At 72.5% G+C, this 23,493-nt stretch carries 19 protein-coding genes; 4 read left to right on the forward strand and 15 right to left on the reverse strand.

Annotated elements, in window-relative coordinates:
* The first annotated feature begins 66 nt into the window (after positions 1-66).
* On the forward strand, positions 67-711 hold the full coding sequence (locus tag DDP54_RS16695) for a TIGR03085 family metal-binding protein (protein WP_109133106.1): 645 nt from the start codon (positions 67-69) through the stop codon (positions 709-711).
* Positions 712-721: 10 nt separating this feature from the next.
* Here the strand turns inward: DDP54_RS16695 and hisF are convergent, their stop codons facing one another.
* Genes hisF through DDP54_RS16725 form a run of 6 tightly spaced genes read right to left on the reverse strand, consistent with a single transcriptional unit; the run spans position 722 to position 5,706 of the window.
* Entirely contained in the window at positions 722-1,492 is a 771-nt protein-coding gene (gene hisF / locus DDP54_RS16700; protein ID WP_109133107.1) for an imidazole glycerol phosphate synthase subunit HisF, read from the reverse strand.
* Positions 1,493-1,507: 15 nt separating this feature from the next.
* Entirely contained in the window at positions 1,508-2,368 is an 861-nt protein-coding gene (locus DDP54_RS16705) for an FKBP-type peptidyl-prolyl cis-trans isomerase (RefSeq protein WP_242448547.1), read from the reverse strand.
* A gap of 59 nt (positions 2,369-2,427) precedes the next feature.
* Positions 2,428-3,789: a Pup--protein ligase gene (pafA, locus tag DDP54_RS16710; RefSeq protein WP_109133108.1), complete on the reverse strand. Its 1,362-nt coding sequence runs from the start codon at positions 3,787-3,789 to the stop codon at positions 2,428-2,430.
* A 49-nt stretch (positions 3,790-3,838) separates the two neighbouring features.
* On the reverse strand, positions 3,839-4,657 hold the full coding sequence (prcA, locus tag DDP54_RS16715) for a proteasome subunit alpha (protein WP_109133109.1): 819 nt from the start codon (positions 4,655-4,657) through the stop codon (positions 3,839-3,841).
* Positions 4,654-5,502 (reverse strand): proteasome subunit beta, encoded by an 849-nt coding sequence (gene prcB, locus DDP54_RS16720; RefSeq protein WP_109133110.1) that lies wholly within the window; start codon positions 5,500-5,502, stop codon positions 4,654-4,656. The genes prcA and prcB overlap by 4 nt, the downstream gene beginning before the upstream one ends.
* A gap of 6 nt (positions 5,503-5,508) precedes the next feature.
* Entirely contained in the window at positions 5,509-5,706 is a 198-nt protein-coding gene (locus DDP54_RS16725) for a ubiquitin-like protein Pup (RefSeq protein ID WP_109133111.1), read from the reverse strand.
* Between the two features lie 113 nt (positions 5,707-5,819).
* Here DDP54_RS16725 and DDP54_RS16730 point away from each other — a divergent pair, with 113 nt between their 5' ends.
* Together DDP54_RS16730 and DDP54_RS16735 are read left to right on the forward strand one after the other, a co-directional pair.
* Positions 5,820-7,556: a hypothetical protein gene (locus tag DDP54_RS16730; protein WP_109133112.1), complete on the forward strand. Its 1,737-nt coding sequence runs from the start codon at positions 5,820-5,822 to the stop codon at positions 7,554-7,556.
* A gap of 140 nt (positions 7,557-7,696) precedes the next feature.
* Positions 7,697-10,480 carry a hypothetical protein gene (locus DDP54_RS16735; protein WP_146192466.1) on the forward strand — a complete coding sequence of 928 codons (2,784 nt, stop codon included), beginning with the start codon at positions 7,697-7,699 and terminating at the stop codon, positions 10,478-10,480.
* Positions 10,481-10,534: 54 nt separating this feature from the next.
* Here the strand turns inward: DDP54_RS16735 and dop are convergent, their stop codons facing one another.
* From dop to DDP54_RS16755, 4 genes are all read right to left on the reverse strand, one after another.
* The gene (gene dop / locus DDP54_RS16740; RefSeq protein ID WP_109133114.1) at positions 10,535-12,142 is read right to left on the reverse strand and encodes a depupylase/deamidase Dop; all 1,608 of its coding nucleotides are present in this window, start codon (positions 12,140-12,142) and stop codon (positions 10,535-10,537) included.
* Between the two features lie 55 nt (positions 12,143-12,197).
* Positions 12,198-13,832, reverse strand: a complete 1,635-nt coding sequence (arc, locus tag DDP54_RS16745; RefSeq protein WP_109133115.1) for a proteasome ATPase — start codon at positions 13,830-13,832, stop codon at positions 12,198-12,200.
* A 76-nt stretch (positions 13,833-13,908) separates the two neighbouring features.
* A complete protein-coding gene (locus tag DDP54_RS16750) occupies positions 13,909-14,985 on the reverse strand; it encodes a tRNA (adenine-N1)-methyltransferase (RefSeq protein WP_242448548.1) in 1,077 nt (358 codons plus the stop codon).
* 39 nt (positions 14,986-15,024) lie between these two features.
* On the reverse strand, positions 15,025-16,158 hold the full coding sequence (locus DDP54_RS16755) for a site-2 protease family protein (RefSeq protein WP_109133116.1): 1,134 nt from the start codon (positions 16,156-16,158) through the stop codon (positions 15,025-15,027).
* 261 nt (positions 16,159-16,419) lie between these two features.
* Here DDP54_RS16755 and DDP54_RS16760 point away from each other — a divergent pair, with 261 nt between their 5' ends.
* Positions 16,420-17,310 (forward strand): PD-(D/E)XK nuclease family protein, encoded by an 891-nt coding sequence (locus DDP54_RS16760; RefSeq protein ID WP_242448563.1) that lies wholly within the window; start codon positions 16,420-16,422, stop codon positions 17,308-17,310.
* A 46-nt stretch (positions 17,311-17,356) separates the two neighbouring features.
* Here the strand turns inward: DDP54_RS16760 and DDP54_RS16765 are convergent, their stop codons facing one another.
* The 5 genes from DDP54_RS16765 to DDP54_RS16785 all read right to left on the reverse strand — a co-directional run bounded on the left by DDP54_RS16765 (position 17,357) and on the right by DDP54_RS16785 (position 23,393).
* Positions 17,357-18,094: an HAD family phosphatase gene (locus DDP54_RS16765; protein ID WP_242448549.1), complete on the reverse strand. Its 738-nt coding sequence runs from the start codon at positions 18,092-18,094 to the stop codon at positions 17,357-17,359.
* Between the two features lie 86 nt (positions 18,095-18,180).
* On the reverse strand, positions 18,181-19,044 hold the full coding sequence (locus DDP54_RS16770) for an ATP-binding cassette domain-containing protein (protein WP_109133117.1): 864 nt from the start codon (positions 19,042-19,044) through the stop codon (positions 18,181-18,183).
* Positions 19,044-20,864, reverse strand: coding sequence for a dipeptide/oligopeptide/nickel ABC transporter permease/ATP-binding protein (locus tag DDP54_RS16775; RefSeq protein ID WP_109133118.1), 1,821 nt, complete (start codon positions 20,862-20,864; stop codon positions 19,044-19,046). Before DDP54_RS16775 ends, DDP54_RS16770 begins: the two co-directional genes overlap by 1 nt.
* The gene (locus DDP54_RS16780) at positions 20,861-21,802 is read right to left on the reverse strand and encodes an ABC transporter permease (RefSeq protein ID WP_109133119.1); all 942 of its coding nucleotides are present in this window, start codon (positions 21,800-21,802) and stop codon (positions 20,861-20,863) included. The genes DDP54_RS16775 and DDP54_RS16780 overlap by 4 nt, the downstream gene beginning before the upstream one ends.
* Positions 21,803-21,863: 61 nt before the next feature.
* Positions 21,864-23,393, reverse strand: a complete 1,530-nt coding sequence (locus DDP54_RS16785; RefSeq protein ID WP_109133120.1) for an ABC transporter substrate-binding protein — start codon at positions 23,391-23,393, stop codon at positions 21,864-21,866.
* Positions 23,394-23,493: the final 100 nt, after the last annotated feature.

The following is a 23,493-nucleotide window of genomic DNA, read 5'->3' on the forward strand; positions in this document are numbered from 1 at the left end:
CTTCCGGTGGCGGGGCGTCGAGCATCATCGCACGTGAGCCCCCTGCGGCCATGGGATTATTCCGGCATGACATGGCACCGCACCGCCCGCGCACAGCTCGCCGAGGCTCTCGCCGACGCCGGACCCGACGCCCCGACGCTGTGCGAGGGGTGGCAGAGCCGCCATCTCGCGGCGCACCTCGTGCTTCGCGAGCACTCGCCGCTCGCGGGGGCAGGCATCGTCGTCCCGGCCCTCGCCGCACGCACGGAGCGGGCGGTCGAGGAGCTCGGGGACACCGCACGGTCCGAGGGGGCCTACCGCGACCTGGTGTCACGGGTTGCGAGCGAGCCCGCCGCGTGGAGCCCGCTGTCCTGGGCCGGCGAACAGGTGAACCTCGTCGAGTTCTTCGTGCACACCGAGGACGTGCGGCGGGGCGGCGGGCCGGTGCCGCCGCGCGCGCTCGAGCCCGAGCACGTCGAGGCGCTGTGGAGCTCGCTCACCCGTGGCACGTCGATCTACCGGCGCGTACCGACGGGAGTCGTCCTCGTCCGGCCTGACGGCGTGCGCCGACGGGTACGCCGCGCGCCGGGCGGGCACGGGACGGTGGTGATCCGTGGAGAGGTCGGAGAGCTGCTGCTGCACGCGTTCGGTCGCGGCGCCGCCGCCGAGGTCAGGATCGAGGGCGCGCCGCAGGACGTCGAGGCCGTGCGGGCGGTCCTGCCGACAGCCTGACCGCCCGGCGTCATCGGACGGTGATGCCCGCGGCCCGCAAGTGGTCCTTGACCTCGCCGATCGTGAGCGTCCGGAAGTGGAAGACGCTCGCGGCGAGCACCGCGTCGGCCCCCGCCCTGGCCGCCTCCACGAAGTGCTGCGCAGTCCCGGCACCGCCGCTCGCGATGAGCGGGACCGTGACCTCGCTCCGCACGTCGCGCAGCATCTCGAGGTCGAAGCCGGCCGTCGTGCCGTCGGCGTCCATCGAGTTCAGCAGGATCTCCCCGGCGCCGAGAGCCGCAGCATGTGCCGCCCACTCCACAGCGTCGATGCCGGTGCCCCGACGGCCACCGTGCGTCGTCACCTCGTACCCCGACCCGGTGCGGACGTCACCCGTCACCCGGCGCGCGTCGACCGACAGGACGAGCACCTGGCTGCCGAACCGTTCCGCGATCTCCTCGATGAGCTCAGGTCGCGCGATGGCGGCCGTGTTGACCCCGACCTTGTCGGCCCCTGCCCGCAGCAACCGGTCGACGTCGTCCGCCGAGCGCACACCGCCACCGACCGTCAGCGGGACGAACACCTCCTCGGCCGTGCGCCTGACCACGTCGTACATCGTGGCGCGGTCGCCCGACGACGCCGACACGTCGAGGAAGGTGATCTCGTCCGCACCCTCGGCGTCGTACCGGCGGGCCAGCTCGACCGGGTCCCCGGCGTCGCGCAGGTTCTCGAAGTTCACGCCCTTGACGACGCGACCAGCGTCGACATCGAGGCACGGGATGACCCGCAGCGCGAGCGTCATGTGCCAGGTCTCCTGTCAGCCGGCGACGGGCGCAGGGCCCGTCGCGAGGATGTCGATGACGAACACGATGGTCTGGCCCTTGAGCTCTTCGCTCTGCGTCGCACCGAGCGGGTACGTCGGAGGCACCACGAGCATCACCTGGCTCCCGACGGGCTGCTCCACGAGGCTTGCCCACGCCGGCACCATCGTGAGATCGAACGAGACCGGGCTGCGGTTGGTCCACGTCGACTCGAACGGCTCCCCGGTCGTCCACGCGAAGCCCGTGTACTGCACGGTGACCGTGTCGCCGTCCGCCACCTGGGCGCCGGCACCTCGAATCAGCGGCTGCGTCACGAGGTCGGTCGGCGGCGCGGCGGTCGACGCCGTGATCGACGGCGAGCCGTCGCTGCCGAGCGTGACCGGGGGGAGCCCCTCGCGCGGGGTCACGGGTTCGCCCGAGGCTCGCGTGGCGAGCACGTCGAGCACCGTCACCGTCGGGTAGTCGGCCGCGCCGCTGCCCGGAGCGGGGCTGATCTGCAGCAGGCGCGCCCCGACCCGCTGACCGTGCAGGGTGTCGTAGAGGTCCTGGCCGAGGTCCTCGACGGTGAGCGGGCGAGGTGTGGGGCTGCTCGAGTAGCTCTCCTTGACGACCGTCGCATCGCTCGCGTCCTCGAGCCAGAAGTCCACGAGCACCGGCTCACCGTCGACGAGCGGGCTCCCGGCTCCCTGCCATACGACCTTGTGGACCGTCTTGCTCACCGCGAGGGGCGTCACGTACGTGAGGGTCGGCCGCGAGCCCGGGTCACCCGTCACGAGGACATCCGGCTCGGGGGCCGTGACCGCGCTGCAGCCGGCCAGGAGCACGGCAGCCAGGCATGCCGCCACCAGACGTCGCACGTCGATCCCTCCCCCGGTCGGATGTCCGGCCACACTGTACGGTGCGTGCCCGGGGGCGTTCACATCGACTCGATGAGCCTCTCGACCCGCTCGTCGACGCTCCGGAACGGGTCCTTGCACAGCACCGTCCGCTGCGCCTGGTCGTTGAGCTTCAGGTGCACCCAGTCGACCGTGTAGTCGCGCCGGGCCTCCTGGGCGGCGCGCACGAAGTCGCCCCGGAGCTTCGCCCGCGTGGTCTGCGGCGGCACGGCCGTCGCCTCGAACACCTCGAGGTCGGTCGTGACCCGGTCGACGAGCCCTCGAGCCGCAAGCAGGTTGTACAGGCCCTCGGACCGCGAGATGTCGTGGTACGCGAGGTCGAGGCGCGCGACACGAGGGTCGCCCAGCTCGAGACCGTGCTTGGCGCGGTAACGCTCGATGATCCGGTACTTGATGACCCAGTCCAGCTCGCGTTCGACGAGGGCGAGATCGCCGGTGCGCAGCGCGTGCAGGCCCCGTTCCCACAGGTCGACGACCTGCTTGATGTCGGGCGTCGGGTCGACATCGGCCGCGATGAAGTCCTTGACGCGCCCGAGGTACTCCTCCTGGAGGTCGACCGCGGTGACCGTCCGGCCGTTCGAGAGCTGGAACGGGTGCAGCCCCGTCATGTCGTGGCTGATCTCGCGGATGGCGCGGATCGGGTTCTCGAGAGCCATGTCGCGCATGGGCACGCCCGCCTCGATGAGGCGCAGGATCAGGTCGGTCGCGCCGACCTTGAGCATCGTGGTCGTCTCGGACATCGAGGAGTCGCCGACGATGATGTGCAGCCGCCGGTACAGCTCGGCGTCCGCGTGCGGCTCGTCCCGGGTGTTGATGATCGGCCGGGACCGCGTCGTCGCGCTCGAGACTGCCTCCCAGATGTGGTCGGCCCGCTGCGAGAGGCAGTAGACCGCACCGCGCGGCGTCGGCAGCACCTTGCCGGCACCGGTGAGGACCTGACGGGTGATCAGGAAGGGGACGAGGACGTCCGACAGCCGCGAGAAGTCCCCCTGGCGGCGCACGAGGTAGTTCTCGTGGCACCCGTAGGAGTTGCCTGCCGAGTCGGTGTTGTTCTTGAACAGGTGGATCCGCCCGGCGAGGCCCTCGTGCTCGAGGCGCTGCTGCGCGTCCGCGACGAGACCCTCGAGGATGCGCTCACCGCCGCGGTCGTACGTGATGAGCTGGCGCACGTCGTCACACTCGGCGGTCGCGTACTCCGGGTGCGAGCCGACGTCGAGGTACAGCCGTGAGCCGTTGCGCAGGAACACGTTCGACGAACGCCCCCACGCGACGACCTTCCGGAACAGGTACCGGGCGACCTCGTCCGCCGACAGCCCTCGGCCGTCGTCGGACGCGCACGTCACCCCGTACTCGGTCTCGAGGCCATAGATGCGGCGGTCCATGCGCCCCTCCCCTCCGTGTGGGTCTGCGTCGAGCGGTGTCACGCTGCCGTCACGGCGTCGGCGGGTCCGCCTCGGGTGACGCGGTCGGCTCGGCCGGTCCGGCCTCGGTGGGCGGGCTCGGCGCGTCGGGCGGGCTCGAGGCTTCGTGCTGGCTCGGCGCTTCGTGCTGGCTCGGCGCTGCCGCGAGCATGGCGTCCAGTGCCGGACCGGTCAGCCGCCGGAACGCCCGGCGCGGGCGCGACCGCTCCAGCACCGCGACCTCGAGCTGGCTCGCCGGCAGCTGACGCGGCTCGCCCTCCGGCTGGGTGCCGAGGACCAGGACGGCGATCCGTACGGCCTCGGCGAGCGTGAGACCGGCACGCCACGCGTCGGCGAGCTGGGTGACGAGACGGTCCGCCAGCCCTCCCATCGCCACATACCCGTGCTCGTCGGCGACGGAGCCGTCGTACGACAGGCGGTAGATCTGGTCGCCCTCCGGGCTCGCCCCGACCTCCGCCACGACGAGCTCGACCTCGAGCGGCTTGGACTCGGTGGTGAACACCGTCCCGAGGGTCTGGGCGTAGGCGTTGGCGAGCCCGCGTGCGTTCACGTCCTGGCGGTCGTAGGAGTACCCGCGCAGGTCGGCGTACCGCACCCCGGCGACGCGCAGGTTCTCGAACTCGTTGTACTTGCCCACGGCGGCGAAGGCGATGCGGTCGTAGATCTCGGAGATCTTGTGCAGGGCACGGGACGGGTTCTCGGTCGCGAAGACGATGCCCTCGTCGTACTGCAGCACGACGACCGAACGCCCCCTCGCGATGCCCTTGCGCGCGTAGTCGGCGCGGTCCTTCATCAGCTGCTCGGGCGAGACGTAGAACGGCATGCTCATCGGGACTCACCCCCCGGGCGACCCTGCGCGTGCTCGGTCCGGCGCTGCTCGGCGACCGCCTCCACGACGGCACCCAGCTCGTCCTGCCCGACCCGGCGGTACCCGCTCGACGTCACCGTCGCGACGACGGGCCAGATCTGGCGCGAGGAGTCGGGACCTCCCGTGGCCGAGTCGTCGTCCGCGGCGTCGACGAGCGCCTCGACCGCGACACGCACCGCGGCGACGGCGTCCAGGCCGGGGCGCCAGAGCTTCTTGAGCGATCCGCGCGCGAACACCGAGCCGGATCCGACGCTGTGGTGCTCGTGCTCCTCGTAGCGGCCGCCGGTGACGTCGTAGGAGAAGATCCGTCCCAGGCCCCGGTCCAGGTCGAACCCCGCGAACAGCGGCACGACCGCGAGGCCCTGCATCGCGAGGCCGAGGTTGCCGCGGATCATCGTCGCGAGCCGGTTCGCCTTGCCGTCGAGCGACAGCAGCGCGCCCTCGATCTTCTCGTAGTGCTCGAGCTCGAGCTGGAAGAGGCGCACGAGCTCGACCGCGAGGCCCGCCGTGCCGGCGATGCCGACCGCGGAGAAGTCGTCCGCGGGGAAGACCTTCTCGATCTCGCGGCTCGCGATCATCGAGCCCATCGTCGCTCGGCGGTCGCCCGCCATGACCACTCCGCCGTCGAAGACGAGCGCGACGATCGTCGTGGCGTGGGGTGCGAGCGGCACCTCACCGGCCGGCAGCGGCCTGTTCCCCGGCAGGAGCGAGGGGGCGTGCCCGGCGAGGAAATCGACGAACGAGGACGAGCCCGGTGTCGTGAACGCGGCCGGCAACCGGCCCGCAGCGCTGTGGTCCTGGCCCATCGGCGGTCACTGACCGCCCTTCTGCACGAACCCGCGCACGAACTGCTCCGCGTTGGTCTCCAGGACGTCGTCGATCTCCTCGAGGAGCGCGTCGACCTCGGCATCACGAGCCTGGGCGGCGGGGGTCGCCGGCGTCGGGGTGTCGGGGCCGGCGGCCGGCGCGTCGTCGTCGCGGCGGGACTGCGCGTGTTCCTGACCAGCCATGGTGACCTCCTGGGGTCGTCAACGGGCCTGCTGAACACACCCTAGGCCCTGCCCGTCAGTCGAGTCTGTGCACAACGCACCCGCGACGCCGGTCGATCCGCGAGGATGCGCCCATGCCATCTGCGCCGACGTCTCCGGCCACCCCGTACGCCGTCGTCCGGCAGCTGCTCGCCGACGCCGCTCGCTGCCCCGACTGCACCGCTGCGCTGACCCGGAGCACGTGCGACGCGTGCGGCCTCGACCTGTCCGGTGCGCCGGGCCAGCACCTCTGGGACCTGTCCCGGCACGCCGCCGACGCGCTCAGCCGACGCGACGGGCACCTGCGGGCGATGCGAGCGCAGCAGGCTGACCACGCGGCCGCGGCGTCCCGGGCCACCGCACGTCCCGCGGTCACGGGGACGGTCCGGGGCGCGCCGACACCGGTGCAGCGGACCGCTGCACCCGCCCCGACAACCATGAGCGGAAGCCTCCCGGCGGCGGCCCACCACCCGGTCGCCGTCCGCGGCCCTGTCCCCCCGCGGGCCGCCCGACCGCACTGGCGCGTCCAGACCGTGCTGCAGGTTCTCGGCGTCGGCCTCCTCGCCGCCGCGAGCATCGTGTTCCTCGTCTTCAGCTGGGGCTGGATCGGCCTGACCGGCCGTGCGGTGACGGTCGCGGTCGGCACGGTCGTGGTGTTCGCGCTCGCCGACCGACTGCGGCGGGCGGCTCTGCGGTCGAGCGCCGAGGCGGTCGGGGCGCTCGGGACGGTCATGCTGCTGCTGGACGCATGGGCGGTGGCCGCGACCGGGCTCGTCACAGTGGCCTCGCCCAGCGGGTACGCCGCAGCGGCCGCTCTCGTCTGCGCTGCGCTCCTCCTGGTAGGGAGCCGGGTGACGCACCTGCGCGTCGCTCGCGTGGTGGGCACCGCACTCCTTCCGCTCGCACCGGTCCTCCTCGTCCCCGTCGCGTCCAGCCCGTCGGTGGCGGCCTGGCTCCTCGTCGCCTCGGTCGCGCTGGCGGGTGGGCGCTTCGCGTTCGACCGCACGACGCCGGCTGTCCCGTCGCCGGCGCCCCGCGCGTGGTTCGAGACGGACGTCCTGACCGGTGCGGCGTGGCTCATGACCGCGGCGGGCGCGCTGCTCGCCGTCGGTGGCGTCCTGTCGGACGCGAGGGGCGACGGGCCGGTGGCGGTCGGCGCGCTCGGTGCACTCGCGGGACTGGGCGCGCTGCAGGTCTGGCTCGCCCGCATCGTGCCGAGGACCAGCACCGGTCCGGCCACCGTGACTGCTCGCTCGTGGCGGACGACGGTGGACTCGGCGACGTGGTGGGCCGCGGCCGCGGGCGCTCTGACGGCGACCGCAGCCGGCGCGGCAGCGGTCGTGGCCTGCGCACGGCTCGACCTCGCTGGCGGCTCCCTTCTCGCCGTCGTGCCCGGCGCCAGCGCAGCGGTCGTCGCGGTCGTCGCGGCAGCCGGCGCACGCGCGCGTGGAGCCCTGCCGGCTCTCGCCGCAGACCGCCCGTCCGGGCTGCGGCGACAGGTGACGGTCCGCGTGATCGACGGTGCTGCTGACGGCTCGCTGCTGGTCGGCTTCGCCGTGGGCGCGCCCGCCGTCCTGGTGCTCCCGTTCGCGGCTGCTCGGGCGGCCATCGAACCCGCCGGCTCGAACCGCGCCGTCCTCGCCGTGGCCTCGGTCGTGGGCGCAGCCGTGGTCGCAGCGCTGCTGGGGCTCGCGGTTCGCCCGTCGGCGGCCACGAGACCGGCTCGTCGGTGCGCCGTGTGGCTCGGCGCCGCGGTCGCGCTCGGTGCTCCCGCTGCCGCAGGTGCTGTGATCCCCTCGGGCGGACCGGTACCGTCGCGCTCTATCTCCTGACCGGCGCGGTCGCCTACGGCGCCGATCGACGACTTCCGGGCACACGACCCGCCAGCAAGCTTCTCCGTGCGCCGTTGCGTGCGTCGGGTGCACTCGCAGCACCCGGTGCACTCGTTGCCACGCACGGCTCACGCTGGCTCGTGGCTGCGAGCCTCGCCGCGATCGCGGCGCTCGCCATCGGCGTACGGCCATGGCTGGTCGGCCGTACCCGGGCACAGGCCGCCGCCGCGGCAGCGGCCGTGGTCACGACCTGGAGCGCCGTGCTCGTCGGCTTCGCCGCGGCCGGGGTGCGCAGCCCGCTCGGTGCGCTGCTCGCTGCGGGGGCCGGCCTGGTCGTGGTGGCGCCGGCAGCCCTGTCGCCCGACGCACGGTGGCAACGCCTCGACCGCTGCACGACGCTCGCGACGACGAGCGTGCTGGCCGCCGCCGGTTGGGTAGCCGGACTCGTGGCGTCCGGCCGCGCCGGTCACCCCCCCGCTCTGGCGCCGTTCCTCGTGCTCGTCGGGGTGCTCGCCTCAGTCGCGATCATCGGGGTGCTCGTCGATGGCGGCGAGCTCCTCGGGGACCGGGCGCGTCGCGTCGCAGGAGCCCTCTTCGCCCCCGTCCTCACGGGCGCCGTCGTGAGCCTGCACGTCGCACTCGGCGCCCGGGGCGGTCCGGGGCTGGCTGCCGGCATCGCCGGTATCGGCGCCTCCAGCGTTCTCCTGGCACTCCCGCTGGCCACCACCGGCGCACAGCCTCGCCGCTCGCCGGACGCCGTCCTGCGGCGTGTCCTGGAGGTGACCGGCTGGCTGACCGAAGGCCTCGCACTCGTCGTCGCCGTCGCCGTCGGGCCGGGCGCCCTCGCGCTGGTGCTGCTCGTCGGCGCGATCACCGCGGGTGCGTGGTCGCTGCACCCTGACCGCCGCACCGCCCGGTGGGGAGTCCTCGTCCTGGGCGCCGCGGCGTCCTGGGTCCTGCTCCACGCAGGCGACGTCGGTGTCCCCGAGGCCTACCTCGTGCCCGCCGGCGTCGTCCTGACGGTCGTCGGAGCTCGGCGGCGGCGACTCGGCGCACCGGACGACGTTCCGCTGCTCGCCGCGGGCTTGGCACTTGCCCTGGTCCCGACGGCGCTGCTCGACGGCGCCCTCGCGGGCCGGGTCCCTCGCGTCGCCCTGACGCTCGCCGCCGGTGCGCTGGTCGTCGCGATCGGTCTCCGCCTGCGAGCTGCGACCCCGCCGGACGACGGGACAGCGTCCCGACGGGCCTCGATCGACGCGGTTCACGTCCTGCTCCTGATCGGCCTGCTCGTGGTCGTGCTCGGGCCGGCGCGGCACGCCCTGAGCGCCGCGATCGCCACGTCCGACGGGTCCGCACCGAACCTTGCCGGCTTCGGAGTCGCACGCATCGAGGCATGGTCGGGTGCTGCCGCCCTCGTCGTCGCGACGGCGACGGTCCGACTCACGCGGCTGTGGTGCTGGGCGGGGTACTCGCCCCGGACCTGGGGCTGGTGGCTCGTCGCAGCGGTCGCCGCCACACCATCGCTCGTCGCGGTCGACGGCACGCCGGCCGGGTTCGTCCGCTGGACGATCCCCCTGGCGATCGGCGGTGCGCTGGCGGTCCACGGTGCCCGCACCCCGGAGCGGCCAAGCCTCGCACCCGGTCAGCGCACGGCCCGCCGGGCCGACCGGACGCTGCTCGTGAGCCTCGGCCTCACGCTCGCCGCCGCCGCCGCTCTCGCTGCCGCGGCGCGCAGCCCGTTGCCGCCCGACGTCCCGATCGCGATCCTTGGCGCTGTCGTGACCGCGGCGGGTGTGGCCCGCTGGCGCCGGTTGGCGGTCGCGGCTCACTCGCCGACAGCCGCCTGGCTGATGACGCCGTGGCTCACGGCTCCGTGGCCGCTCGCTGGCCCGCTCCTGCTGGCTCCTGCAGCGATCGACCAAGCCGGCATCTGGCGCACCCCGGCTGCCCTCGCGGGGGCGGCCGTTCTCGTCGCCGTCGGGCTGCGGCTCGCGCCGCCCGCACCCGAGGCAGCCGACGTGGGCCATGACCCCGCCGCGCGGGGCACCACGGACCGAGCCCGAGACCTGCTCCTCGGGAGCGGCGCGATGCTCGCTGCGGCCGGTCCGGGCGTCCGGGCGACGATCTCCGCCGTCCGCGGCCCCGACCCTGCCCGCATGCTCGCGGTCGAGTCGTGGTCGCTCCCGGCGGCAGCGCTGATCGGCGTCGCGGTCCTCGCCCTGGTGCGCTCCCGGCCGGACGCCGCACGCTCCCGAGCTGCCGGTCAGCGCCGCTGGGGGCTGGCCGCGGTGCTGACCGTGGCGGTGGCCCCGAGCCTGCTCGCGGTGGACGGGTCCACGACAGGTCTCCTCCGGGTGGCTGCGGTGGTGACGACGGGTGCGGCCCTCGCGATCAGCGGGACGCTCAGCGCCGGCGGCGCCCGTCGCGACCTCGGGCTCGCTCTCACGGCGGTGGTCACCGTCGCATGGACGCTGCGCGACGGACCAGAGCCCGCTGACCTGCCCATCGTGGTCGCCGGCTGCCTGCTGCTCGTCGTGGGCACGCTCGACATGGCCGCGGTGAGGCTGCGGTCGACCTGGCGCAGGCTCGGGCCCGGGCTCGTCCTCACGCTCGTCGTGCCGCTCACGACCGGCTGGGCCCATCCGACGGCGTGGCGGCTGCTGCTCGTGCTCGTGGGCGCCGTGGTCGCCGTCCTCGTCGGAGCTGTGCGCCGGTGGCAGGCTCCGTTCGCCGTCGGCAGCGCGGTGCTCATGGCGCTCGCCCTGGTCCAGCTGTCCCCTGCCTCGGCCGCGGCACTGCGCGTGGTCGAGTGGTGGATGCTGCTCGCGGTCGGCGGGGCGATCCTGCTGGGCCTCGGCCTGACGTACGAGCGCAGGCTACGCGAGGCCAAGGAGGCGGTGCGGTTCGTGGCCGGCATGCGCTGACGGTCGAGACCCTCAGTCGCGCGGTGCCTGACCCTCCGCGCGCAGCGCCGTCGGTCAGGCGCCCAGTGCCGCGAGCAGGCTCGCCGCATCGGGGCTGCGGTCGAGCAGCGCACCCACGTGCTCGCGCGTGCCACGCAGGGGGTCACGCATCGGCACCCGCTGCAGGGTCGGCGCCCCGGGGACGTCGAAGATCACCGAGTCCCAGCTCGCCGCCGAGATCTGGCCGCCGTAGCGTGCGATCGCCTCGCCCCGGAAGTACGCGCGCGTGTCGTCCGGCGGGTGCACGACGGCGGCCTCGACGAGCTCGCGCGCGACGAGCAGCTCGACCGCACCCGCCTCGACGAGCCGGTGGTACAGCCCCCGCTCCGGACGGACGTCGGACCACTGCAGGTCCACGGCCGCGAGCCGGGGGTGGTCCCAGGCCAGGTGGTCGCGCCGCCGCATCCCCTCGAGGAGCCGCAGCTTCGCGAGCCACTCGACCTCACGGGCACAGCTCGCGGGGTCGTCCGCGAGCCGTTGGAGCACGGAGGCCCAGCGGTCGAGGACATCGCGGGTCTCGTCGTCCCCGATGCCGCCGGCGTGCTCGAGGGCGGACCTGACCGCATCGAGGTACTCGCCCTGGATCTCGAGCGCCGTGAGCCGGCGGCCGTCCACGAGCTCGAGGCGCGCGGTCAGCGCGACGTCGCGACTCACGACGTGCACCGCGTCGACGGGGTCACTCAGCGCGAGCCGGTCGATCGCCGCGAGGGCGCCTCCCGCGCCGCCCTCCGTGACCGAGCGCTCGATGAGCCACAGGACGAGAGAAGCCGTGCCCAGCTTGAGGTACGTGGCGACCTCGAGGAGGTTCGCGTCGCCGATGATCACGTGCAGGCGCCGCCAGCGCTCCGGGTCGGCGTGCGGCTCGTCGCGCGTGTTGATGATGGGCCGACGCAGCGTCGTCTCGAGCCCGATCTCGGCCTCGATGTAGTCCGCGCGCTGCGACAGCTGGAAGCCCGGCAGCTCGCCTCGCTGGCCGAGTCCGACGCGACCAGCACCGGTGAAGACCTGGCGGGTCACCAGGAACGGGGTCAGGCGCGCGGCCAGGTCGGAGAACGGAACCGAGCGGTCGACGAGGTAGTTCTCGTGCGTGCCGTACGTCGCGCCCTTGCCGTCGACGTTGTTCTTGTACAGGGCGACGTCGGGCATCGCGAGGGTCGACGCGAGCGCGCGCACCGACGCGAGCATGACGAGCTCCCCGGCCCGGTCCCAGCGCACCCCGTCGAGCGGCCCGGTGACCTCGGGCGACGAGTACTCGGGATGGGCGTGGTCGACGTACAGCCGTGCACCGTTCGTCAGGACGACGTTCGCGGCACCGGGGTCGTCGTACTCCTCGATCCCCGAGCGCGCGAGCAGCTGCGGGCCGTCGCCGGACGGTGCGGGCTTCGACGGGGAGTCGGTGAGCATCGAGGGGTGCGCGGACGCGCGCTGCAGCCGGAAGCCGCGCGCGTCGTGCAGGGGGTCCTCGTCGTCGTAGTCCCACCGGGCCCGCGACCGCGCGCTCTCCCGAGCCGTCGCGTGCACGGCCACGACGTGGCTCGACAGGAGCATCGGGTTGGCCCCCGGACGCCCCGGTTGCAGGACCCCGTACTCGGTCTCGATCCCCATCACGCGGCGCACGCTCACGCCGCCAGCCTAGGCGAGAGGCACGAGGCGGCCTGGGTCGGTCCGCAAGGTGCGGCTACAGGTACTGCCCGGTGCTCGTCACGGTCTCGATCGTCCGCGAGCCGTCCTTGCCCTTCTTGTCCTGGACGATCGTGCGGATGAACACGATGCGCTCGCCCTTCTTGCCCGAGATCCGCGCCCAGTCGTCCGGGTTGGTCGTGTTCGGCAGGTCCTCGTTCTCCTTGAACTCGTCGACGCAGGCCGTGAGCAGGTGGTCGACGCGGATGCCGCGCTGCCCGCTCGCGAGGAAGTCCTTGATGGCGGACTTCTTGGCGCGGTCGACGATGTTCTGAACCATCGCCCCCGAGTTGAAGTCCTTGAAGTACAGGACCTCCTTGTCGCCGCTCGCGTAGGTCACCTCGAGGAAGCGGTTCTCCTCGCTCTCGGTGTACATGCGCTCGACGACTCGGTTGATCATCGCCTCGACCGCCGCGGCCGCGTCTCCACCGTGCTCGGCGATGTCGTCCGGGTGGATCGGCAGCGACGCGGTGAGGTACTTGCCGAAGATCTCCCGCGCACCCTCGGCATCCGGCCGCTCGATCTTGATCTTCACGTCGAGGCGGCCCGGGCGCAGGATCGCCGGGTCGATCATGTCCTCACGGTTCGAGGCGCCGATCACGATGACGTTCTCGAGCTTCTCGACACCGTCGATCTCGCTGAGCAGCTGGGGCACGATCGTCGTCTCCACGTCGCTCGACACCCCGGTGCCGCGCGTCCGGAACAGGGACTCCATCTCGTCGAAGAACACCACGACCGGGTGCCCCTGCGACGCCTTCTCGCGAGCGCGGGAGAAGATCAGCCGGATGTGCCGCTCGGTCTCGCCGACGTACTTGTTGAGCAGCTCCGGGCCCTTGACGTTGAGGAAGTAGCTGCGCGCGTCCGCGGCATCCTCGCCGCGGGCCGCGGCGGCGGTCGCAGCGAGCGAGTGCGCGACGGCCTTGGCGATGAGCGTCTTTCCGCACCCCGGCGGGCCGTACAGCAGCACGCCCTTGGGCGGCTTGAGGCCGTGCTCGCGGAACAGCTCGGGGTGCAGGAACGGCAGCTCGACGGCGTCGCGGATCGTCTCGATCTGCGGCCCGAGCCCACCGATGTCCGAGTAGTCGATGTCCGGGACCTCCTCGAGCACGAGGTCCTCGACCTCGGACCGCGGGATCCGCTCGAACACGAAGCCGGTCCGCGGCTCGATCGTCAATGCGTCGCCGATCCGCACCGACGCCTCGAGGAGCTGCCCCGAGAAGCGCACGACGCGTTCCTCGTCGCCGCGCCCGACGACCAGCGCCCGACCCGTGCCGAGCAGCTCCTTGACGGTGACGAGCTCGCCGACCTCCTCGTAGCCGCCTGCCTCGACGACGGTGAGAGCCTCGTTGAGCATGACCTCCTGGCCGGGGCGCAGGTGGTGCACGTCGAGCGTGGGGCTCGCTCCGACGTGCATCTTGCGGCCCGCCGAGATGATGTCCACGGTGCCGTCGGCACGTGCCGACAGGAACGTGGCATAGGTGCCCGGTGGCTTCGCGAGCTCGTCCAGCTGACGTTTGAGCTCGATGATCTGGTCGCGCGCAGCGACGAGCGCCTCGGTGATGCGCTCGTTGCGCGCCGACAGCAGCGCCAGCTCGCGCTGCAGGTCACGGCCTGTCGTGGACGGGTCAGTCATGGCGTGTGCCTCCGTTCCGTGCCGCTCACGGTGCACGCCGGTGTGCGCTGCTCTCGCTCGACCTTAACCAGTCGTGTCAATCGATCGCGGGAGCCTGGCCGACGTCACGCCGGACGCGCCGGATCTTCTTGTCCGAGATGGCTCGTTCGCCGAGCGCTTCCGCCGACCAGGCGTCGTCGGGAAGCACGCGGACGTCGGACGACACGATCGTCGGGTCGACGGCCACGCCCGTGTTGCCCTCGGCATCGGGGTAGGCACCCTTCGCGGGGCGACGACGGCGCTGCGGGGCGTCGACCCCGTCGGCCAGGCGTCGCGTGGTCAGCAGGAAACCCGTGTGCCCGATCATGCGGTGCTCGGGGCGCACCGCGAGACCCTCGAGGTGCCAGCCCCGCACGAGGGACTCCCACGCGGACGGCTCGGTGTACCGGCCGTCGGAGCGCAGGTCCTCGGCGAGCCTCGACAGCTGCGTCGTCGTGGCGACGTAGGCGATGAGCACACCGCCCGGCGACAAGGCGGTCGCGACCGCGTCGAGGTTCTCCCACGGCGCGAGCATGTCGAGGACGACGCGGTCGACCGACCCCGGCTCGACGGCACCCGGCAGGACGTCGGAGAGGTCACCGACCGACAGCTGCCACGCGGGGTGCGGGCCGCCGAAGAACCCCTCGACGTTGCCGCGGGCGATCGCGGCGAAGTCCTCGCGCCGCTCGATCGAGTGCAACGAGCCGGCGTCGCCGACCGCGCGGAGCAGGGACATGGTCAGGGCGCCGGAGCCGACGCCGGCCTCGACGACCCGCGCACCCGGGTAGATGTCGGCCATCGCGACGATCTGTCCGGCGTCCTTCGGGTAGACGACTGCGGCGCCGCGCGGCATCGACAGGACGAAGTCGGCGAGCAGCGGACGGACCGCGAGGTACTCGATCCCGGCCGTGTTGCGCACGACCGAGCCTTCGGGTGCGCCGATGAGCTGCTCGTGCGTGAAGTAGCCCTTGTGGGTGTGGAACGACGCACCGGGCGTGAGCGTGATCGTGTGGAGGCGGCCGCGCGGATCGGTCAGCTGGACCCGGTCCCCCACCCGCAGAGGGCCGCGGCGCTGCTCCGCCCCCGTGGCGGTCGGGGCTGCGGTGGGCTCGGGTGCGAGGGTGGGGTCGGTCACGGTCGACCAGTCTAGGAGTGCCTGCGAGCTCGGGCGCGCCTACGAGCGGAGCGCGGCGATGACGTCGACGGCTCGCACGAGCGCGACGACGCGACCGCCGAGCAGCGCCACCACGACGGGTGACATCCGGGTGGTCTGACCGACGGCCTGGACGAGCGCCGCGCCCTCGAGCGACGCATCCACGACGGCCCCGACGGGTAGCACGACCGAGACCGCCACGACCGGGGTGCTCGCGCGGTGCTCGGGGGCCACGGCGGCCGCCGCGGCACGGTCGACGTAGGCGGCGGGTCGTCCGTCGGGCGCGAGGACCACGACGTCGTCGACACCCGCAGCCCCGCGGGCCCGGTCCGCGTCGGCCAGCGTCGCGTGCGCCTCGACGACGGTCGCCGGCAGCCCGACCGCGGCGACGGTGATCGCCGACACGGCGCGGCCGGTCCGGGCGCCCGTGATCGCACTGGTCGCACCGCTCCACAGGAACGAGCCGATGAGGAAGGTCCACACGATCGTGTACAGGTCCGGGGTCGTGCCCTCCAGGATCGGCAGCACGAGCGCCCAGGCGACGACGGCCACGGCCACGACCCGCCCACCCCAGCCGGCGACGACCGCGCCGCGGTGCCGGTCGCCCGTGACGCGCCAGACGAGGGCCTCGAGCACCCGGCCGCCGTCGAGCGGCAGCCCGGGGATGAGGTTGAAGAGCCCCACGAAGCCGTTCGAGAAGGCGCCGGCGTACAGGAGCAGTCCGGCGAGGCCGGCGGAGGGCACGGCCTGGGCGGCCGCCCAGCACGCGACCGCGATGACCAGGTTCGCCACAGGCCCGACGACGGCGACCAGTGCGCTCGTCCCGGGCGTCGGCGCCGCGCCCCCGAAGGCGGTGTGCCCGCCCCAGAGCGTGATCGCGAACTCGTGCACGACCTGACCGCGCGACCGCGCCACGAGGCCGTGCGCCAGCTCGTGGACGAGGACGGACACGAAGAGCAGGACGACGAACCCGAGCGCGACGACGTAGGTGAGAGCGCCGAGCTGGGGCGCCCGCGCCTGCACGGTCGGCGCGAAGATCGCGGTGAGCACGACGGCAGCGAGCAGCCAGCTGGGCGCGAGGATGATCGGGGCGCCGGCAGCCCGGCCGATCACCCAGCCCTTGGTGCCACCACGTCGACTGCCGCTGCTGCTCACCGCGTCAGCCTAGGTGCCCGCCCTGAGCACCTCGCACGCGTGGCGCGCCCAGGTGTCAGGCCCGGCACCTAGGCTCGAGCAGTGACCTCGACCGCGCTCCCCGACCCGCTTGGCGGCCGCACGTCCGCCGCCCCCTCGGACCCGACGCTCGTCGCCGGGCCCGTGGCCGACGACGTCGTCGACGCCGGTGTGACCCTTGATGTCCTCGAGGAGGTTGCCGAGGAGGTCGTCGAGGACATCGTCGGCGATGCGGGTGCCCACCTGCCCGGCGAGGTCGCAGCCGAGGTCCCGGCCGGGATCGCCCGACGCTCGACACCCGGCCTGTCGCCGTCGCGCGCCAACGACTTCCTGCGGTGCCCCCTGCTGTTCCGGCTGCGCGTCATCGACCGGCTGCCCGAGCCGCCCAGTGCGGCCGCGGCCCGCGGGACGCTCGTGCATGCGGTCCTCGAGCGGCTCTTCGACCTGCCTGCCGGCGACCGGACACGCGACGCCGCGGTCGAGATGCTGCCGGGCGCATGGCAGACGCTGCACACCGAGCAACCCGCGTACCTGGACCTCTTCGATGCCACGGAGCAGTGGGACGCGTGGTTCGCCAGTGCGCGCGACCTGCTCGACACGTACTTCAGGCTCGAGGACCCGAACCGGCTCCAGCCCAGCGAGCGCGAGGTGTTCGTCCGCACGCAGCTCGAGGGCGGCCCGCAGCTGCGCGGGATCATCGACCGGGTCGACGTGGCACCGAACGGCGCTGTCCGCGTGGTCGACTACAAGACGGGCCGTTCGCCGCGCGCCGGCTACGAGAGCTCGGCGCTGTTCCAGATGAGGTTCTACGCCTACGTGCTGTGGCGCGAGCGCGGCGTGCTGCCGACGCTCCTGCAGCTCGAGTACCTGGGCGACGGGCAGATCGTGCGGCACGAGCCGAGCGAGCCGGAGATGGTCACGTTCGAGAGCCGGGTCCGGTCGATCTGGGCCGGGATCGAGGACTCCGCCCGCTCGGGCGACTGGCGTCCTCGGCCGTCGAAGCTGTGCGACTGGTGCTCGTTCAAGGCCGTGTGCCCGGCGTTCGGCGGCGTGCCGCCGACCGTGCCCGACGGGGCCGTCGAGGCAGCGATCGGCATCGCCCCGACCCTCGGCGCAGCTCCGGTCACGGCCTAGCCGCGGCCCGGTCGAGTCCTCCGCATCCCGGCCGGAGCATCCGGAGTCAGCCCCGGGCGGTCGCCTCGACGTCGCGGAGGTCGAGCACGTCGCCGGCAGCGATCCGGGCCAGCTCGCGCAGACCGAGTGCCTCGAGCGACCGCACGCGGCTCACCCCGACGGGAGCCACGACCGGGACCAGGACCTCGACCGCGACCACGCGTGCGCCGGCGGACCCTGCCGAGGCGAGCCCCGACGCCGAGTCCTCGATCGCGACGCATCGTGCGATGTCCACGCCCAACCGCTCGGCCGCCGTCAGGTAGGGCTCAGGGTGTGGCTTGTTGTGACGCACCTCGTCGCCGCTCACGACCACGTCGAAGAGCCCCACCATGCGGGCGAACGGATCGGCGAGGACGGCGAACGACGAGGTCACCAGCGCGAGCGGCACACCTGCGGCCGCCAGTGCCGAGAGCAGGTCCTCGGCGCCCGCCTGCCACGGCACACCCGACGCGACGCCGGCGGCGACCCGACTGTGCAAGAAGTCGCGGATCTCGTCGTCGCGCAGGTCCACCCCGCGCGATCGCAGCTCCGCGGTGCACGCCGACATCGGCCTGCCGATCATGGCGAGACCGTCCTCGCGCGTCCAGATCCCGCCGTGCGCCTCGACGAGCTCGGTCTCCGCGCTCATCCAGTACGGCTCGGTGTCGATGAGCGTGCCGTCCATGTCCCACAGGACGGCGGCGGGCAGGCTGTCGTCGCGGTGCGCGGGGTGACCCGCGGAGATGCTGTCAGACCTCTCGGTCACGCTGCACTCCTGTCGTCGCCGTGCATGCCGACGCCGTGCAGCAAGCCACGCACCGAAGATTACGCCACCCCCACAGAGCGGGACCGTCAGGCGACCGCCCCCGCCTGCTCGTCCTGCGCCGCCTGCGCCACGAGCAGCCGTCGGCGGTCAGCACGCCGCTGGGCCTGCGCGATCGGGTCCGGGACGGGCGAGGCCATCCAGAGCCGCTGGGTGTAGGGGTGCTCGGGTGCCGACGTCACGACGGTGGTCTCGCCGCGTTCGACGATCTCCCCCTGGTGCATCACGGCGACCCGGTGGCTGACGTGCCGCACGACCTCGAGGTCGTGGGTGACGAACAGGTAGGCGACGCCGGTGCGCTGCTGGATCTCCACGAACAGGTCGAGGACTCGCGCCTGGGTCGACAGGTCGAGCGCCGACACCGGCTCGTCACAGATGATCAGGCGAGGGTCGAGCGCCAGGGCCCGGGCGATGGCGACACGCTGACGCTGACCACCGCTGAACTCCCGAGGGAGGCGCCGCACCGCATCGCTGGGCAGCCGCACCTGGTCGAGCAGCTCGGCGACCCGGTCGCGGGCCGCCTTCCGGGTCACGTTCCGAGCGGTGAGCGGCTCGGCGAGGATGTCGCCGATGGTCATCGACGGGTTCAGCGACGTGTACGGGTCCTGGAAGACGACCTGGATGTCGCTGCCGAGGCGGCGCCGTGCACGGCCGTGCAGCGAGCCGATCTCGTGCCCGTCGAAGCGGATGGAGCCGGACGTCACCGGCGCCAGGCCGAGCACCGCGCGCCCCAGGGTGGTCTTGCCCGAGCCGGACTCCCCCACCAGGCCCACGCACTCACCGGCTCGGATGTCCAGGCTCACGCCCTTGAGTGCCCGGAACGGCTTGCCGCGCAGGCCCTTCCCCGGGAACTCGACGACCACGTCCCGCACGTCGAGAAGCAGCTCGGCCATCACAGGGTCCTCTCGCTGGTGCGGGCCACGTGGCCGGCGGGCGCGTGGTACGGCTGACGGACGTTGTCCGGGGTGAGGATCGCGTCGAACAGCTGGGTCGTGTACGGGTGGTCGTGGTGGGCGAAGATGTCCCGCGTCGTGCCGCGCTCGACGATCAGCCCCTCGCGCATGACCGCGACGCGGTCGCACAGGTCGGCCACGACCCCGAAGTTGTGCGTGACGAGCAGCACGCCCATGTGCAGCTCGGCCTGCAGGTCACGCAGCAGGTCGAGGATGTCGGCCTGGACGGTGACGTCCAGGGCCGTGGTCGGCTCGTCGGCGATCAGCAGCTCGGGCTCGCAGCTGATCGCGCCCGCGATGAGCACGCGCTGCGCCATGCCGCCCGACACCTCGTGCGGGTAGGCACGGAACACGCGCTCCGGCTCGCGGATGCCGACCCGGCCGAGGAGCTCGAGCGCGCGGGTCCGGGCCTGAGCCCTGTTCAGCCCGAGGTGGATCCGCATGGGCTCCACCAGCTGGCTGCCGACCGTGTAGGTCGGGTCGAGGTTGCTCATCGGCTCCTGCGGCACGTACGCGATCTCCTTGCCGCGGATCCGCGTCATCTCACGCTCCGGGAGCGAAGCGAGGTCGCGGCCCTTCCACAGCACGCGGCCGCCGAGGATCCCGCCGCCCTCGGACAGCAGACGCATCACGGCGAACGCCGTCTGGGTCTTGCCCGAGCCGGACTCGCCGATCAGCCCGAGGACCTCGCCCCGGCGCAGCTCGAGGTCGATGCCGTGAACGATCTCCTTGGTCGAGCCGTCGCCCATGGCGTACCCGATGCGCAGCTGCTCGACGCGCAGCATGTGCTCGCCCTCGGCGGCGGCCGCCGGGCTCGTCACGGCCGACGTCGTGGCGGCAGGTGCAGCCGCGGGGCGTGCGGCAACCGGTGGCGCGGTGCGCCGGCTGGATGTGCCCTCGAGCGCGTCGCGCAGCGAGTTCGCCACGAGGGTCAGCGCGAGGCACACCAGCGCGATGATCAGGCTCGGCCACAGGATGAGCAGCGGCTGCTGGTAGATGCGGGAGAACCCGTCGTTGAGCATGCTGCCCCAGGTGGGGATCTTCATGTCACCCAGGCCGAGGAACTCCAGACCGGCCTGGATGGCGATCGCGACGGACGCGATGGAGGCCGCCTGGATGATGACGGGCGCCCGGACGACCCGTAGGACGTGCCGGAAGATGATGCGCAGGTCGCTGAGGCCGGAGACCCGCGCGGCGTCCACGTACAGCTCGTTGCGGACGGACTGCACGGTGTGGCGCACGAGGCGGAAGACCGAGGCGGACAGCAGGATGCCGAAGATCGCCATCGCCCACCAGGCCGACGTGCCGATGACCGACCGCGCCGCGAGCAGGACGACCATGCCCGGCAGCGCCATCAGCACGCTGGCCGCAGCGGAGGACAACGTGTCGAACCAGCGACCGAAGTAGCCGGCGACCAGGCCACTGACCCCGCCGACGACCATCGCGACACCGAGCGCGAGCAGCGCCCCGAGGAGGCTGAAGCGGCTGCCGTAGAGCAGGCGGGCGAGCACGTCGCGCCCCGCGCTGTCGCCGCCCAGGAGGTGCCCGTTGCCAGGGGCCGCGAGGACGTTCTTCAGCACCGCGACGTTCGGGGCGTGCGGGGTGAGCACCGGGGCGATGACGGCCGCCAGCGCGACCAGCACGAGAAACCCGAGGGACACCGCCGCGAGCGGGTCGCTGAGCAGGCGTCGCCCGAGGGAGCGGTCGACCGCGCGGGTGGGGTCGGCGACCGGAGCGGTCGCCGCGGTGAGCTCGCTCATGAGACACGCGCCTTCGGGTTGAGCCAGCCCTGGGCCACGTCGATCAGGAGGTTGACCCCGATCACGATGACGGCCACGATCACGACGACGCCCATGATGACGGGGATGTCGCCCTGGATCGTGCTGGAGACGGACAGCGAGCCGAGGCCGGGGACGGCGAACATCTGCTCGATGATCACCGCTCCGCCGAGGAGCCCGACGAACTGCAGCGCCAGCACCGACAGGCCGGGGCCGGCGGCGTTGCGCAGCACGTGCTTGTAGACGACGCTCCGCTCGGAGAGACCGCGGCTGCGCAGCGTCCGGACGTAGTCCTGCCGCAGGGCGTCGATCATGGCGCTGCGGATCTGCTGGGCGGTCCCGGCGATGCAGCCGATCGTCAGCGCGACCACCGGCAGGGTGATCGAGGCGACCCAGCCGCCGAGGGACGCGGTCGGGCGGGTGTACCCGGTGGGTGCGAACCACGCCAGGTTGATCGCGAAGAGCGTGACGAGCCCGAGCGCGATGAGGTAGTTGGGGATGGCGGCGCCACCGAGGGACAGGATCTGCACGACCCGGTCGACCGCACCGCGACGCACCGCCGCCCACACGCCGAGGCCGGTGGCGATGACGGCCGAGATGATCGTGGAGATCACGACGAGCGAGAGCGTCACGCCGAGGCGGGAGACGAGCAGGTCCAGGACCGGCGACCCGCCGAACCACGACTTGCCGAGGTCACCGTGCACGGCGCCGCCGAGCCAGTCGAGGTACCGGCTGATCAGCGGCTGGTCGAGGCCCAGCTGGTGCGCCCGGAGCTCGACCGCCTGCACCGAGGCGTTGTCGCCGAGCAGGTTCCGGGCGATGTCGGTGCCCGTCAGGTACAGCAGCGAGAACGCCAAGGTGCTGATGACGATCAGCATCGCGATGCCCGTCAGCAGGCGACGGACCAGAAAGTTGACCATGCTGGCTCCTCCGAGGACGCCGTGGTGAGGGGGCGGGCTGACGCCCGCCCCCTCGACCGGATCAGGCCTTGGGCTGGATGAGGTACATGTACGGGATGACCATGTCGGCCGCCATGGTCACCTTGACCGCCGGCTTGCTGACGTAGATGTTGTCGACGAAGTAGAACGGCGCGAACCACGCCTCTTCGACGATGTACCGGTTGAGCTCCTGCGCTGCAGCGCCGGCCGCCTCGTCCGTCCCGGACTGGATGGTCGTGAGCAGCGCGTCCACCTCAGGCCGCTCGGTCTTGAACGGGTTGAACAGCGCGTCCTTGGTGATCGCGAACGTGGCGGTCTGCCAGTCGCTCGACGTCGCCAGCTGCATCCACGAGGCCGAGTACTTGGCGCCCATGAGGTCGGAGATGAAGTTCGTCCCGACGTCCGTGTAGTTCACGGTGATGCCGACGTCGGCCAGCTGCTGCTGGATGGTCGTCAGCAGGCTGCTGTTGATCGCGGCGGTGGACGGCAGCGTCAACGTGAGGCCGTTCGCGTGGCCCGCCGCGGCGAGCAGCTCCTTCGCCTTGGCCGGGTCGTAGCCGTAGGCGCTGTCGAGCTCCTTGACGTACCCGGCGGTCGACGGGCCGAAGATCTGGCTGGTCACGGTGCCGTGGTCGAGCAGGATCGCCGTGAGGATGCCCGCCTTGTCGATCGCGTAGTTGATCGCCTGGCGGACCCGCACGTCGGCGAGCGCGGGGTCGATGGCGCCGTCGCGGTCGAGGAGCATCAGGCCCTGCCAGTCGAGCTGGGAGGTGTTCACGTCATATCCGGCCGACTGCACCTGGCTGAGGGCCGAGTAGTTCGAGCACGACGCCGCGTCGACCTGACCGCCCTGGAGCGCATTGAGGAGCGCCGTCTGGTCGGCGTAGTAGTTCATCGTCAGGGTGTCGTAGACCGTGTACGAGGTGTCCCAGTACGTCGGGTTCTTCTTGAAGGCGTACGTGGACCCGACGACCGTCGCGCTCGTGTCGAGCACGTACGGGCCGGTGCCGACCGGGTTGGTCGCGACGTCCGGGTTGTCCCACGAGTCCGGCGACGACATGTACCCGAGGGGCTGCGTGAGCCAGTTGAGCATCATCGGGTCGGGCTGCGACAGCGTGATCTGGACGTGCGTCGGGTCGACGACGGTCTCGCCGGCGACGTACGCGGCGTTCGACAGGTCGGGGGTGCTCGACTGGCGGAAGTGGTCGATGTTCGCGACGACCGCGGCGGCGTCGAACGCCGCACCGTCCGTGAAGGTGATGCCGTCGTGCAGGGTGAGGGTCAGCACGGTGCGCGAGTCGTCGTACGACCACTCGGTCGCCAGGCCGGGGACGATCTTGCCCGTGCCGTCCTGACGCAGGAGGGTGTCGTAGACCGCGGTGAAGTACTGCGTCTTGGTACCCGAGGCGTAGCCCTGGATGTCGAACGTCGACGGGATGTCGGTCTGCCCGAGGATCAGGGCCGACGTCGACCCACCTGCGGTGGAGTCCGTCGAGGTACCGCCCTGCCCGCTGCAGCCTGCGGCGAGGAGAACCGCGCCAACCAGCCCCAGCGCGAGTGTGCGTCGTCGCATGAGTCATCTCCCTTGATGAGACCCGCCCGGCAGTGCCGCTCGGGGGATTGATCGCGTCGATGACGCGCCGCACAGCTGGTGTAAACCGCTACTTATTCGT

The sequence above is a fragment of the Cellulomonas sp. WB94 genome, assembly GCF_003115775.1.
Lineage (GTDB): Bacteria > Actinomycetota > Actinomycetes > Actinomycetales > Cellulomonadaceae > Cellulomonas_A.

Excerpts from the sequence above, each read along its gene's own strand:
- DDP54_RS16695 (WP_109133106.1), top strand. The coding sequence starts at position 67 with ATGACATGGCACCGCACCGCCCGCGCACAGCTCGCCGAGGCTCTCGCC.
- hisF (WP_109133107.1), bottom strand. The coding sequence starts at position 1,492 with ATGACGCTCGCGCTGCGGGTCATCCCGTGCCTCGATGTCGACGCTGGT.
- pafA (WP_109133108.1), bottom strand. The coding sequence starts at position 3,789 with ATGGACCGCCGCATCTATGGCCTCGAGACCGAGTACGGGGTGACGTGC.
- prcA (WP_109133109.1), bottom strand. The coding sequence starts at position 4,657 with ATGAGCATGCCGTTCTACGTCTCGCCCGAGCAGCTGATGAAGGACCGC.
- prcB (WP_109133110.1), bottom strand. The coding sequence starts at position 5,502 with ATGGGCCAGGACCACAGCGCTGCGGGCCGGTTGCCGGCCGCGTTCACG.
- DDP54_RS16725 (WP_109133111.1), bottom strand. The coding sequence starts at position 5,706 with ATGGCTGGTCAGGAACACGCGCAGTCCCGCCGCGACGACGACGCGCCG.
- DDP54_RS16730 (WP_109133112.1), top strand. The coding sequence starts at position 5,820 with ATGCCATCTGCGCCGACGTCTCCGGCCACCCCGTACGCCGTCGTCCGG.
- arc (WP_109133115.1), bottom strand. The coding sequence starts at position 13,832 with ATGACTGACCCGTCCACGACAGGCCGTGACCTGCAGCGCGAGCTGGCG.
- DDP54_RS16770 (WP_109133117.1), bottom strand. The coding sequence starts at position 19,044 with ATGGCCGAGCTGCTTCTCGACGTGCGGGACGTGGTCGTCGAGTTCCCG.
- DDP54_RS16775 (WP_109133118.1), bottom strand. The coding sequence starts at position 20,864 with ATGAGCGAGCTCACCGCGGCGACCGCTCCGGTCGCCGACCCCACCCGC.
- DDP54_RS16780 (WP_109133119.1), bottom strand. The coding sequence starts at position 21,802 with ATGGTCAACTTTCTGGTCCGTCGCCTGCTGACGGGCATCGCGATGCTG.
- DDP54_RS16785 (WP_109133120.1), bottom strand. The coding sequence starts at position 23,393 with ATGCGACGACGCACACTCGCGCTGGGGCTGGTTGGCGCGGTTCTCCTC.